Annotated in this window: 12 protein-coding genes; 4 read left to right on the forward strand and 8 right to left on the reverse strand. The window is 46.7% G+C overall.

Features of this window, described 5'->3' with window-relative positions:
• The first annotated feature begins 6 nt into the window (after positions 1-6).
• Positions 7-1005, forward strand: a complete 999-nt coding sequence (locus tag ACE6F3_RS02835) for a tyrosine-type recombinase/integrase (protein WP_041340858.1) — start codon at positions 7-9, stop codon at positions 1003-1005.
• Positions 1006-1008: 3 nt separating this feature from the next.
• Here ACE6F3_RS02835 and ACE6F3_RS02840 read toward each other — a convergent pair whose 3' ends face one another.
• Positions 1009-1236, reverse strand: a complete 228-nt coding sequence (locus ACE6F3_RS02840; RefSeq protein ID WP_324664131.1) for a hypothetical protein — start codon at positions 1234-1236, stop codon at positions 1009-1011.
• A 778-nt stretch (positions 1237-2014) separates the two neighbouring features.
• Here ACE6F3_RS02840 and ACE6F3_RS02845 point away from each other — a divergent pair.
• Both ACE6F3_RS02845 and ACE6F3_RS02850 read left to right on the forward strand, forming a co-directional pair.
• The gene (locus ACE6F3_RS02845) at positions 2015-2203 is read left to right on the forward strand and encodes a helix-turn-helix transcriptional regulator (protein WP_324664129.1); all 189 of its coding nucleotides are present in this window, start codon (positions 2015-2017) and stop codon (positions 2201-2203) included.
• 18 nt (positions 2204-2221) lie between these two features.
• Entirely contained in the window at positions 2222-2824 is a 603-nt protein-coding gene (locus ACE6F3_RS02850; RefSeq protein WP_324664127.1) for a hypothetical protein, read from the forward strand.
• A 412-nt stretch (positions 2825-3236) separates the two neighbouring features.
• On the opposite strand, the gene ACE6F3_RS02855 is transcribed toward ACE6F3_RS02850, so the two are convergent.
• The 7 genes from ACE6F3_RS02855 to ACE6F3_RS02885 form a co-directional block, all read right to left on the reverse strand.
• Positions 3237-4832 (reverse strand): recombinase family protein, encoded by a 1596-nt coding sequence (locus tag ACE6F3_RS02855; RefSeq protein WP_392654901.1) that lies wholly within the window; start codon positions 4830-4832, stop codon positions 3237-3239.
• Positions 4825-6138, reverse strand: coding sequence for a recombinase family protein (locus ACE6F3_RS02860; RefSeq protein WP_392654903.1), 1314 nt, complete (start codon positions 6136-6138; stop codon positions 4825-4827). Before ACE6F3_RS02860 ends, ACE6F3_RS02855 begins: the two co-directional genes overlap by 8 nt.
• Positions 6113-6352, reverse strand: a complete 240-nt coding sequence (locus ACE6F3_RS02865; RefSeq protein WP_392654905.1) for an SHOCT domain-containing protein — start codon at positions 6350-6352, stop codon at positions 6113-6115. Before ACE6F3_RS02865 ends, ACE6F3_RS02860 begins: the two co-directional genes overlap by 26 nt.
• A 486-nt stretch (positions 6353-6838) precedes the next feature.
• Positions 6839-7570 (reverse strand): N-acetylmuramoyl-L-alanine amidase, encoded by a 732-nt coding sequence (locus ACE6F3_RS02870; protein WP_392654907.1) that lies wholly within the window; start codon positions 7568-7570, stop codon positions 6839-6841.
• Positions 7567-7977, reverse strand: coding sequence for a holin family protein (locus ACE6F3_RS02875; protein ID WP_277853136.1), 411 nt, complete (start codon positions 7975-7977; stop codon positions 7567-7569). The genes ACE6F3_RS02870 and ACE6F3_RS02875 overlap by 4 nt, the downstream gene beginning before the upstream one ends.
• A gap of 81 nt (positions 7978-8058) precedes the next feature.
• Positions 8059-10530, reverse strand: a complete 2472-nt coding sequence (locus tag ACE6F3_RS02880; protein ID WP_392654909.1) for a glycosyl hydrolase family 18 protein — start codon at positions 10528-10530, stop codon at positions 8059-8061.
• On the reverse strand, positions 10527-11102 hold the full coding sequence (locus tag ACE6F3_RS02885; protein ID WP_392654911.1) for a hypothetical protein: 576 nt from the start codon (positions 11100-11102) through the stop codon (positions 10527-10529). Before ACE6F3_RS02885 ends, ACE6F3_RS02880 begins: the two co-directional genes overlap by 4 nt.
• 240 nt (positions 11103-11342) lie before the next feature.
• Between ACE6F3_RS02885 and erm the strand changes: the two genes are divergently transcribed.
• Positions 11343-12134, forward strand: a complete 792-nt coding sequence (gene erm, locus ACE6F3_RS02890) for a 23S ribosomal RNA methyltransferase Erm (RefSeq protein WP_392654913.1) — start codon at positions 11343-11345, stop codon at positions 12132-12134.
• Position 12135: the final 1 nt, after the last annotated feature.

Genomic DNA, 12135 nt, shown 5'->3' on the forward strand with positions numbered 1-12135 from the left:
AGAAGTATGAGCTACCGTTTGTCTACTCAAAAATCCCACGATTGCTCCAATATAGCGAGCTACCTGTTAACTGCTGAAAATAATCTCGAAAAGAGCCTTGCCTCATTCCTTTTGGTCTGCAAGGTGGGGCAGTTAAGCCCGGCAACAATCCACAATTACAGCTACATGGTAGGCAGATTTATTGCCTTTTGCTCACGAAATGGCGTTACTAAACCCCCTCAGATAACCCAGCTGGTAGTCTGTTTGTTTATTCAGGAACTCCAAGAGACCAATTCGGCACAATCAGTCCTGGACTACTTCAAACAGGTGAGAAGGTTTATAAACTGGTTAATAGAAAATGACCAGATAACCACTTACCCGTTAAAGAATATCCGCTTGCCTAAAGTGCCTAGAAAAATAATCCAGCCGTTCAATAAAGAACAATGCCAGGTGTTATTAGACCTGGTATCAATGGACACATTTGAAGCCCGAAGAAACAAGGCTATTCTGATGGTGTTTATAGATACCGGGGTAAGGTGTCAGGAACTGGCAAATATGAAACTGGAAGACTTGAACTTTGAAACCGAGACTATAAAAGTATTTGGTAAAGGGGCAAAAGAAAGGGTAGTCAGAATAAGCCGGAGAACCCAGAAAGCCTTACTCGAATATCAATTTGAGCGTATGAAGCTGATGCCGAATGATAAATGCCCCTTTGTATGGGTAAGCAGGCTAAAGAACAGGTATTCCAGGAAACAGAGCCACCAGCTCACCAATGACGGCATCAGGAGAATGATTGAAAACTTGGGCAAGAAAGCCGGTATACAAAACCTGCGTTGTAGTCCGCACACTTTCCGGCATACCTTTGCCACTATGTCTTTACTTAATGGAGCAGGTGAGTTTGAACTTCAATCCTTGCTGGGGCATAGTACCCTAACCATGACAAGACGTTATACCGCTAGCTTAAATAGCCAGAATGCCGTTTTAGCCCACAAAAAGTTTAGTCCGGTGGAGAACATGAAATTATAAATTCTAATGTTTTTTCATATTCTGGAGAGGAGTAACATTGCTCACATAATTTTTAGGGAGTAATAGTTTTTCCGGTTTATCTTTAATTGCAATCCCCAGCTCTTTATACATAAGAGTTCTAACATATACTGTAAAGGGTAGCCCCTTCTTTTTAGCCTTCAGTTTGAAGTTTTCTAAAATCTTATCGTCTATTCTTACTGAAAACCTTGTTGTAGACCGTCCATGCGACATATTAAAACCCCCTTTTGTCCGACACTATACAGGTTTAATTTTGGGACTTATTAAAACCATCTCAAGACTTATTCTGATGTATTTTAAGGTTTTGTCCGACACTATGCAAGAAAATAGACCAAACGTAAGCCATTGTTAAACAATGAGTAAACAGGTAAGATAAGGCTTGAAATGAAGTGCTGGGCGTTTGAGACCTCCCTGTTAGTAGGTGAGGGAGGTCTGCGGCGGTGTCGAGCGAAGCGCGATTTAATCGGCTATCGCTTTCCACCGTCCGCCCGGACTTTCCGGCTTTTCGGCAGGAGTTTTGCATGGTAGTCAAGGCACGCCCTGGTCGTCTTCGCCGAACCAGTGGCTTTCCTTTGTCAACCTTGACTTACCATGCATGATACCACTTTTGTAAAAGCCGGGAAAGTCTTTTTTGGAGTGGTGGGAAAATTGTTAGTGGGAAGTGCGAGTGCTTTCAATGTACCCATCGAAAAAGGCATTTGCGATGCACTTCAAGAACCCTGGGTCAGTATCCACAGTTTTTATGAAGTCAAAGCAATATTCCTCAGTCTTACGAATAGCAAGGGCTTTGATTTCCTCATCAATACCTTGTTCAAATTCAAAACCTATGTCCGCTATGATATCCGAAATATTGTTTTGATTGACAGAGTTATGCTTAGAATTCCTCATATACCCTCGCATTAACAAGTACTTAACAAGATAATAGCAAGTACCTATCAATGTGTCAATATACTTATTGACTTTGAACATATCATCTTATTATCATATGCATATGAAAACATTAAAGCAGATAAGGGAAAATAAATTCATTACTCAGAAAGAGCTTGCCGATTTAACCGGGCTTTCAGTAATAACAATAAGCCGTATCGAGAATGGCGTTAGTAAACCGACATTCAGTTCAATTAAAAAAATTGCTCAAGCACTGAAAATAGAGCCAGGGGAAATAGATTTCACAAAATAATTCTGGATTGGGACTTTAATGTCGACTAGAACTTTTATTACAATTGCTGGTTTTCTAACAGCTTTTCAAACACTTTGGGTTAGTACTTGGAGTAATATTTCCCTTTCTAACATAGGCACTATTTGGACGTACATCTCTATTTTGGTATCGATTTTAGCAATAGCTTATGTTGTAATACGTAGTTTACTTTCAAATAACAGAGTTGAATATATACCAGACAATACTGCTTGGGGTTTTTTAATTGTTTCTGGATTGATGACATTATTAAATATAGAACAAACAGTTATTACTCAAATCAGCAAACATATAGATGGTATTCCGTACTCCGCATATGGCTGTCATCATCAATCAGAGATTGCCTTTGTAAATACTAATCAGTTTCTTGAAAAGATTTTAAATATTTGTTCTTCTTCCAATCAATCATCAAATAGTCTCTCTTCATGGGCTGATTTTATATTTATAGGTATTGGGCTACTTTTATTAATTTTTTCCACCATAATATTCCTATGTTGTAGGAGAAAAACTTGGTGGATAAATCATCCTAACCGGATATTCTTAGTTTTTTTAACAATACCTGTTGGTTTTGCCGCAATACTGATATTTGCACATTTTTGGGAATAAGATTTCAAAATAAAGAATAAAGAGGTTCAAATAAGGCTACCTGGTGCTTGGTTTTAGGTTTAATCGCTGGCAGTCAAAAGGTAGAGGGTTCGAATCCCTCCGGCTCCACCAAATCAAATACCATCTATTGATAAAAGGAATTTTGTCAGCAGGTGGTTTTTTGTTGTCAAAAAGTGCTTGATTTAAGCCGCTTTCGGGCTTTGTGCTTTTCGCCTTGTAGCAATAGTTGGTGTATTAGAGTTGCCGTTTTCGGAGGATACTTGACACGAACTTGTGGCTGCCAAGTGCTTATTTTTAACGATTAGACCTCTGGGGGTGTGCATCTTTTAACGATTTACCTTGTAATCGTTAAAAGATACTGTTAAGGCAAAAAAAACAGCCCGCCGATTGGCGAGCCGTAAATAGTTGAATGTTAAGCTGTGACTTCCGAGCCGTTTTTGAATCTGAATGTCATTGCGCCATCTTGGTTGACCGTCACTTGGTCGATTACAGCAAGCCACAGTTTTTCGTCAAACTCAGCTATGGCAAGCGGTCGGCTCTCAATGTCTTTGATGAAGCCTTCGATGATTTTGCCCTTGCCAAGGCGCTCTCGCTTGATCGCTTCCAACTCATCGACTTGCTTTGAAGCTTTATGGTGGCGTTCGAGATAGGCGTTGTTACGCGCCGTCCATTCCTTCTGGTCTACTGCCGATCGCGCATTTTCATAAATTGCCTTTCTGGATAGTTCGGTAACAACCTCAATCTCACGGAACAATTCGGCAAGTTCTGTATCAATTGCCGTGGTGTCACAAAGGACATTTTGAGCAAGTCGGCAGTCTTCAATCAGCTCATCGCGGTTATGCATTAGTTGATTGAATGCGGCTAAAAACCTTTCCTTGATCACTTCCTCGGTGATATGTGGCGTCTGGCATCCCTTTCCGGGGTTTCCGAGCCGTTTGTATTTATCATTACACTGCCAGACTTCTTTGCGGTAGGTCTTGTCGCCCTTATAACTGCCCCAGACCTTCTTGCCAAAGCGGCCGCCACAATCCGCGCAGATAAGTCGGGATGCAAATATACTCGTGCTGCTCGTGGGTCTGCCGAGGTTCTTACGTCGCTCTATTTCAAGCTGAACGGCGTCGAACTCATCAGGTTCGATAATGGCGGGATGGCTGTTCTCGACGTAATACTGCTGAACCTGTCCTTCGTTCTTGACCATTTTCTTCGTGAGGAAGTCTGCACAGAAAGTCTTTTGCAGTAGGGCATGGCCTTTATATTTCTCGTTGGTCAGGATTGATTGAACCACCGCCGTTTGCCACGTTTTCTTACCTGCAGGTGACGGAATGTTATGACGTTCGAGGTGTTTGGCAATTGCCGAGAATGTCTTGCCCTCCATGTAGAGACGAAAGATGAGGCGAACAATTTTTGCTTCGGCAGGAACTATTTGCGGTAGGCCGTCCTCACCTTTCTCGTAGCCGAGGAATTGTTTGTACGGAAGGCTGACCTTGCCGTCCGCCATTCGCTTGCGCTGACCCCAAGTCACATTCTCTGAAATGGAGCGGCTTTCTTCCTGCGCCAAACTGCTCATAATCGTAATAAGTAACTCGCCTTTGGAATCCAGCGTATAGATGTTCTCTTTCTCGAACCAGACTTCCACGCCTTTTTCCTTGAGTTTGCGGACGGTTGTGAGACTATCTACTGTGTTTCTGGCAAAGCGGCTGACTGATTTTGTGACGATGAGGTCTATGTCGCCCTCCAGAGCATCAGCTACCATCTGATTGAAGCCATCGCGTTTCTTGGTGGTGACCGCAGAAATCCCTTCGTCCGTGTAGACGGTCACAAATTCCCAGTCTTCTCGGCTCTGGATGAATTTTGTGTAGTAATCAACTTGCGCTTCATAGCTTGTAAGCTGCTCGTCGCTGTCGGTGGAAACCCTTGCGTAAGCCGCCACGCGACGCGTGACAGCGTTCGACTTTGACTGCGCCGACAAAGCTGGAGCGGTGGCAGGGATAACTCGTATATTAGCCATTGTCCGTACCTCCCAGCGCCCGTTCTCTTGCGGTTTGCCGCATCTCGTCAGTCCAGCTCTCTCGTCGGGAGCGATTTTCCCATGTAGATGTTTGCTCTGTGCCGTCTTTAAAAGTAAATACCAGGACGCCGTCGTCGGGGACTGCTATCGCTATGATCTTCCCCGATAATACATCGGGGTCGTACACAGCAAGCCCTAACACTTCGGTGCATTTCTCTTTGAGTATGTCCTCGGGTATTCGCTTGGCGGCACATTCGTGCTTTCCTCGGTAAGTGTAGGTAGCGCAAGCCCAAACCACCTTGGCATATTTTGTGCCCACGCCGCTTACCTTTTTGCGGAATTTTGCTCCACACTTTTTACAGGTGATTAGTCCCGAAAATTCGCTGAATGTCAGCTTCCGGGGATGATTAGCTTTTGCTGCCCGCCGGGCCATCTCAATCTGAACCGCCTCGAAGGTCTCGCGGTCGATAATAGCTTCATGTGAACCCTCGACATAGTATTTCGGCAGCTCACCGCTGTTTGACTTCCATTGCTTTGTAAGGTGGTCAGTGATAAAGCCCTTTTGCAAGCACGTATCACCGATGAATTTCTCGTTCCCCAGAATAGAGCCTATGGTGCTTTCTGACCAGCGACCACCGCACTTGGTGGGTACTCCGAGCCGAATCAGCTTCTTCATAATCGCATTTTTACCAAGTCCCGATAAATAGTCGGCGAATATCATTCGCACGACCTCGGCTTCTTCGGGAATAATGGTTAACTTGAAGTCCTTATAGTCAAATCCGTAAATGCGGATGTTGTTGGAGGGCTTGCCCTCCTTGAAATCTTTTCTGATACGCCACTTTTGGTTTTCGCTGACAGAGCGGCTTTCCTCTTGTGCGTAGCTTGCAAGGATGGTGAGCATTAACTCTCCGTCTCCTGAAAGTGAGTGCAGGTTTTGCTCCTCAAAATATACGCCGACGCCGAGATTCTTAAGTTCCCGTACAGTTTCAAGCAATGTGACTGTATTTCTCGCAAAGCGACTGATAGACTTCGTGAGAATGAGATCGATGCGTCTCGCACGGCAGTCGGCAAGCAGTCGCTGGTATTCAGGTCTTGAATCCTTCGTGCCGGTTTCCGCTTCGTCGGTATACACGCCGACATACTCCCATTCAGGTTTGCCCTGTATCAGATTGCTGTAGTAGCTGACCTGAGCGGCAAGGGAATGGAGCATTTCATCTTTACCGCAGGAAACACGAGCGTAGGCTGCGACCCGTTGTCTGGTCGGCAATGGCGCCGTTTGTTCAACTTTTGTTATCTTTCTGCCCATAATGGCCTCCTTTCGCATTACCATATATCACTCTTTTTTCCTTACATAGCAAGTCATTTTCGAGGAATATACTGCACGAGGATAAACCATACTTTTGGGCAAGTATTGCATCTATTGACTGCAGGTCATCATCAGAAATGATGCCATTTGCGTGCCAGTTTTTAAACACCGCCATAGCTGACTTGTAGCGGAGGATTGCTTCGTCTTTACTCATGGCAAGCCCTCCGTGACTGCCCAAAACAGGCGCGGGAACAGTATCGCCGACGTGCGTTACCATAGCTTTCAAACTCCGTGCCACAGATCGGGCATACGAAATGATATAAGGCTCTGCGGTTCACGGCCTCAGGGTGTGCCTTCCACCAAGCCATACGGCACTTGTCCGAACAGAACCGTTTCTGCTTAGAACCCCGCATGTGCTGAAGTGGAATGCCGCAGTTGGCACAGGCATCAGTATCTACGGGTAGTTCTTGGTTTATCGAAACGCTGATGTTATTTCGGCGGCAGTAGGACTTGACGGTGTTTTCGGACATACCGAGATCGGCAGCGATAGCGGCATAGCTGTTACCTTTACTACGTAAGTATTCAACTCGCTCTTTTTGAGCAGTAGTCATATGCTTTCCTCCGTTCGGAGGGGAAATAAAAAGCGCCCCTCTACCGTCTACAGACAGAAGAGGGGCACTTGCGTACCAGCATATGCTGGTTATTCGGTTTTGATGAAAGCATCCGTAAATCCCGCCGCCTTGACTCTTTTTAGCATGGCATCAGCATTGGCTTTGACGGCGTAAGCACCGACTTGTACACGGTACAGCTTTTTCGGTTCAGTTGGGGTGGGAGGCTTTGACGGTTCTGTTGCCGTGAGTAGCCTTTTGACCTCTGCTCTAAATGTATCCATTGACTTGCCGTGCTTCGGAAACCAGTGACCTGGATCGGCATGGTTACTGGCGATGCCGCGTTTATGCCCCTCGTAATGACCGATAATAACGCCATCTGCCATCGGGTCGAGATTATACTCCTTGCAAAGATAGGCACACAGTTCGGTGGCTTCCTTGTAGATTGCGTTGAAATAGGCTTTATCGGTTAGGCCATCCTCGCAGATTTCAAAACTTGTGTGACTGTCATTGACCGATCCTTTTGAGCCGGAAGCCCCATGCCAACCGCGGTGATTCCACGGCAGTGTCTGATAGGTAGCGATACTCCCATCAGCCAGTTTACCTATAAAGCCATGTACGCAGACCTGCCGACCGTCCGGTTTGTCTTGATTCCAGTGGTTGTTATATTGATTCTTGCCAAGCAATCCATCGTCCGGACCCACATAACGGCGCAGATTCGGATTGTTCGCACCGGTGGAGTGAACCATAATGCCTTTGACAGTAATAGTCCTGCCAGCCTTGTAGCAGGCGTTGTTTGTGAATATCAATTTCCGTAGATTCATTTCTGTTCATCCTTTCCATGAAGCTGTGCCAGCACATCTTTTAACTTGGCAGGCACGGGTAACCCAATAGCCGTGGCATTCTCAACGAGAGAAATTCCCTCATTAGCAATGTAGAAGAAGATAATCGCCGTCCGAAGTGGTGCTCCCGTGCCGCCGAGCAGATAGGTGTCGATGAGATGACCAATGCCGACCACAAGGAATAGCGCTACCTTCTTGGCGATACCCTGCGCTCCGATTCTGCTGGACAGTTTCTTCTCCACAATTGCCCGAAGCACGCCCGTGATGTAGTCGACGACCACGAAGGCGATGAGCGCATAAAGGAAGCCGTCCAATCCGCCCAAAAACCAGCCAAGCGTACCTCCGATGGCTGCAAATGCAACCTGAATCCAGTTCCAAATCTCTTTCATTTTCGTTTTACCTCCTGTTTTTTCGCATAAAAAACGCCTGCTGAATATGCAGACGCGAATGCTAATATGAATGATTATTCTTTAACTCTGTTTCGGGAGTGCCTCCCAAAGCCGCAAGTCTTCCTGACCGAGTGACCATAGGGCAAAACCACGCAACCGCCATCGGTATCCCGCTTCATTTGCCCAGTAGACAATCGAGTCCACGTCTTGGTAGTAGACAATTCCAAAACCATCCCCATCACCGAGGAATACCCTCGAACACCAGACGTTGATGTCACGTGGCGTAAATTTTGCCGTGTAGTCAGCGTTGCATGGAATGTATAGCATTGCTGAATGCACGAAGTCATAGTCCATAGAGATATCCTCGCTTCGGGTAGCGGATTCCTCCACATCTGAGGTAAGCGTGAATACCTCGAATTCACTGTCCCATGTCACGCTACTCCGGGCGATCCTGCCGTAGTTTTCGGTAGTACCGTTTGGCATTGTCACATCAAAGGCTTCATACGGCTCGTAAGTCCAGGCATCGCCTAAACGAAGCAGTTCACACTTGATTTCATTATCCGAGCGAATGCCGCAATAACCGCTTGTCGGTGATACCGTGGCAGTGAAGCGGAGGGTGTTACTGTTACCGGAATAGACCCTCACACGGTTGCCGCGTTTCCTCATTTCAATGAGATACATATTGGGGTTTGTGCGGATGTCGGTGGCAGGTGTTTTAGAGTAAGCTGCACCATAACTGCCGAGCAAAATAGAGTCTTGATAGAGTTCCACTCGCTCAGTGTCGATGTTGATACAACAGAAGATGTCGCCGATAAATACCCCGGCGCGCCCGCTTCCGTTATGAGGGAAAGCAAGCCGTGCTCGAAGGTGAACGTCGGAGAAACCGTCATATCTCCAGGCAAGCTGGCCACTACCTTCGAGCTGTGAATAAACCCTGCCGGACGCATATTCATCGCTTCGCCAGACTGCCCAACTGCCTGAAAGTGTAGTCCAGTAAGTGCTTTGCAGCGTGATGGGATCTCGGAAGTCCTCATACCACACCAGAGCCGAGTCGGGTTTTCGCCGTAGAATCTCGGTGGTCAGCTTGAAGCCTTTGTCCGGCACAGCCATATTCCCGTTCACGTCCTTGAAGCTACGAGGAGAGAGTTCAAAGGTAGCCGAACCTGCCGAGGGCTGTTCAGAAAACGATGAGCAAAGACGAAAGCCATATAACTGCGCGCCCACCACACCGCCATCAACTGTGATGGTATGTTCGCCTGCCGACATGCTGCGTCCTTTGGCAAGAATCGCCCAGAAGGTGCTTCTCCAATACGGCCACCATAGGCGGTTTTCGTAAAAGCCGACCGAGGAACCGTCAAGGGAGATGTTGATACCGTTCTTGTCCCAATACGGATAGCAGATACGGACTGCGACATCATAAATTCCCGATTGCGGAACGGTGATATTGTAGGTCGCTGTACCCGTTTCGGATGAGAGCGTAATCATGCCGTTGCTGATCACCACGCCCTCTGTGTAACTATCCGGCTCTCCGTCACGGTCAATATAGATTGTGCCAAACTCTGCCTTTTGTGTTTTGCCGTAGCAAGTTAAGTATCGACGGCGGTTGTATGTTTCCTCGATTATTGGAACTTCTCGGCTGGTTGCATCGCCACCCTCAGCATAATCGTAGACTTGAGGGAGCATATACGGTACTTGATCGTAATCGTCCCAGTAGGCAAGCCACGGTATCATCGGCTGCGGAGGAGCATTACCCGTGAAGTTATAGCCGCCCTCCGCCCATATTTTGGCGGCGTAATAGGTAAGCGACACGCCACGATACGTCTGGCCGAGGTCGGCAGGGTTTGTGTATATCTGCCACTCCCAACCGTAACCCGGTAAACCCATATAGATCTTTTGCGGATTCATTACTCTGGCGGCATAATCATAAACACCGACAAGCCAGTCCCGTGGAGAGACAGGACCCGGTGCGCTGCCTGCCCAGGCCATACCGTATGACATAATTGCTGCCGTGTCACAGTAAGCATCGAGATCGGCATAGACACACCAATTCTCGCCGCCGACTGAGCCTTGGACGCCCGTCATACCGGGCAAACAGATATTGACCAGCTTGGCGGGATTGTACGCTTTGACAGTTTGGTAAATGTCGCTGAAGAGAATATTTGCCGCTTCCTTGTTCTCATATCCACCGCCGCGTTCCAAGTCGATATCCACACCGGCACACCACGGATATTTCTGCATGATACGCATCAATTCGGAGAGAAACTTCGTCTTTGCGCCACTTTCGTTATTCCGTAGAGCAGTGAAGATAGAAGCTGCGCCGTGGTTCATTACAGTGAGAAACCACCGCACTTTAGGCCATTTATTGATGTACGGCATCATGCCGGATATCGGCGTCCCTGTTTCGGTTATCGTTCCTGTTATGTCCACCTCGAAGGTGAAGATGCCGACGGCTTCAAAGCGGTCGCCATAATTGTTCAAGGCTTGATGCATTCGGGTGTTGCCCATGAAAGACCATATCATGCACTTCTTGCCCTTAAGATAATCCCTGCTCATAGACGCGGATCTCCTTCCATCATTTCTACATATTCGAGGTAGACCCTCGCTGATTTGCCGCTTTCCAGCTTCACGTGGTGCTTGCTGTCGTAAGCGGCGGTATATTGGTAAAATCCATCCTTTGGCGTGGGATTGCCATTTCGCAGACATTCCCTTGACACAGCTTTCAACGCAAATTCATCACCCGCATTTACCGCCGATGTAAATTTGCACTTATGCGAACCCATACCTTGTGAAATTTCAATGCTTCCCGCCGCCATTGGCTGTTTAGGATAGATATATAAGTCAAGACCCGTCGAGGTTTCCCCGGTATTGAAGAGGACGAGGGTCGCGCCGCCACGCACCACGGCATTTTGGTAGCGAGGAGCATTCCCGCTACCTTGAAGCATGGTCGAGGTGTGCGGTGTATAGCCTGTCAGTTTGTCGCCCTCCTGAAGCTGAAGGTCGGTGAAGTAAATCTCGCCCGTGCAATCGGCGATGAGGGGACGGAGGGTTACGCTTACAATTCGCTTTTCCTCTTTGAGTTTTAGTACTTCCGCAAAGCGGATGAAGTTGTTGATTATCTTTGCCACCTCCTCCGAAAACGGTGCATAGCTCAAATGCGAGTGTGTACAAATGCTGAATTTGACAACATAGCCTATTTATTTTATAATGAAAACCAATCTATATTTGGAGGCTTGAATACACCTATGAGTGGAATCTTTCGGACTCGTCAATAAGGTGCACTAAACAAACGGAAGCGTAAAATACTCTTCCTTTAGTTTTGTGCAATTTTTTTCGACCCGAATAGAATCGAAAGAGGTGTATTTTTTATGTCCAAAAATAGAAACCAAGGGCAAAATCCGCCCATTTGTGTATCCCAAAATTACCTGACCAGCTACAAAACAATAAAAAAATTGCTTCATAAAACCAGTATCACCGCAGGTGATCATGTGATTGAAATAGGCCCCGGTAAAGGCCATATTACTGGTTTACTCCTTGAAAACTGCCAGAAAGTAAGCGCTATTGAAGTTGACAAAAAGCTTTATGGAAGGCTTCTTGAAAAATTCAGTGATGACGAAAACCTCGACCTTTATCATCAGGACTTCCTGCAATGGCGGCTTCCTGCTTCTGTGGACTATAAGGTTTTTGCAAACATTCCTTTTTTCCATACCACCAGCATATTGCGCAAGCTGACGGAAAGCAAAAACCCACCAACAGAAGCATGGTTAACGATGGAAAAGGGTGCGGCCAAGCGTTTCATGGGAACCTCGCGTGAAAGCCTGCGGTCACTCATGATAAAGCCAGTATTCGATCTTGAAATCGTCTACCATTTTCGCCGGGAGGATTTTCATCCGAAGCCCGGCGTAGACGTGGTATTGCTCCATCTGAATAAAAAGGCACAACCAGATGTATCGCCAGTCCAATGGCTTGCTTACGAGCGCTTTGTCTCAGCCGGCCTACGAAGCAATGGTGCCGAATTACGACGCATGTTTACAAAAAAGCAGTTGTCCAGAGCATTTCGAGAAGCTGGCATACATGGTTACGCCTCTGGGGAAATGCTTTATGTGCAATGGCTCTGCCTTTTCCGATGCTACTACAAGCATGTACTTCGCAAAGACTGAA

This window comes from Dehalococcoides sp. THU4 (genome assembly GCF_043231265.1).
In the GTDB taxonomy this organism is placed as follows: domain Bacteria; phylum Chloroflexota; class Dehalococcoidia; order Dehalococcoidales; family Dehalococcoidaceae; genus Dehalococcoides; species Dehalococcoides mccartyi.

Excerpts from the sequence above, each read along its gene's own strand:
- ACE6F3_RS02835 (WP_041340858.1), top strand. The coding sequence starts at position 7 with ATGAGCTACCGTTTGTCTACTCAAAAATCCCACGATTGCTCCAATATA.
- ACE6F3_RS02840 (WP_324664131.1), bottom strand. The coding sequence starts at position 1,236 with ATGTCGCATGGACGGTCTACAACAAGGTTTTCAGTAAGAATAGACGAT.
- ACE6F3_RS02860 (WP_392654903.1), bottom strand. The coding sequence starts at position 6,138 with ATGGGCAGAAAGATAACAAAAGTTGAACAAACGGCGCCATTGCCGACC.
- ACE6F3_RS02850 (WP_324664127.1), top strand. The coding sequence starts at position 2,222 with ATGTCGACTAGAACTTTTATTACAATTGCTGGTTTTCTAACAGCTTTT.
- ACE6F3_RS02855 (WP_392654901.1), bottom strand. The coding sequence starts at position 4,832 with ATGGCTAATATACGAGTTATCCCTGCCACCGCTCCAGCTTTGTCGGCG.
- ACE6F3_RS02880 (WP_392654909.1), bottom strand. The coding sequence starts at position 10,530 with ATGAGCAGGGATTATCTTAAGGGCAAGAAGTGCATGATATGGTCTTTC.
- ACE6F3_RS02845 (WP_324664129.1), top strand. The coding sequence starts at position 2,015 with ATGAAAACATTAAAGCAGATAAGGGAAAATAAATTCATTACTCAGAAA.
- ACE6F3_RS02875 (WP_277853136.1), bottom strand. The coding sequence starts at position 7,977 with ATGAAAGAGATTTGGAACTGGATTCAGGTTGCATTTGCAGCCATCGGA.
- erm (WP_392654913.1), top strand. The coding sequence starts at position 11,343 with ATGTCCAAAAATAGAAACCAAGGGCAAAATCCGCCCATTTGTGTATCC.
- ACE6F3_RS02865 (WP_392654905.1), bottom strand. The coding sequence starts at position 6,352 with ATGAGTAAAGACGAAGCAATCCTCCGCTACAAGTCAGCTATGGCGGTG.
- ACE6F3_RS02870 (WP_392654907.1), bottom strand. The coding sequence starts at position 7,570 with ATGAATCTACGGAAATTGATATTCACAAACAACGCCTGCTACAAGGCT.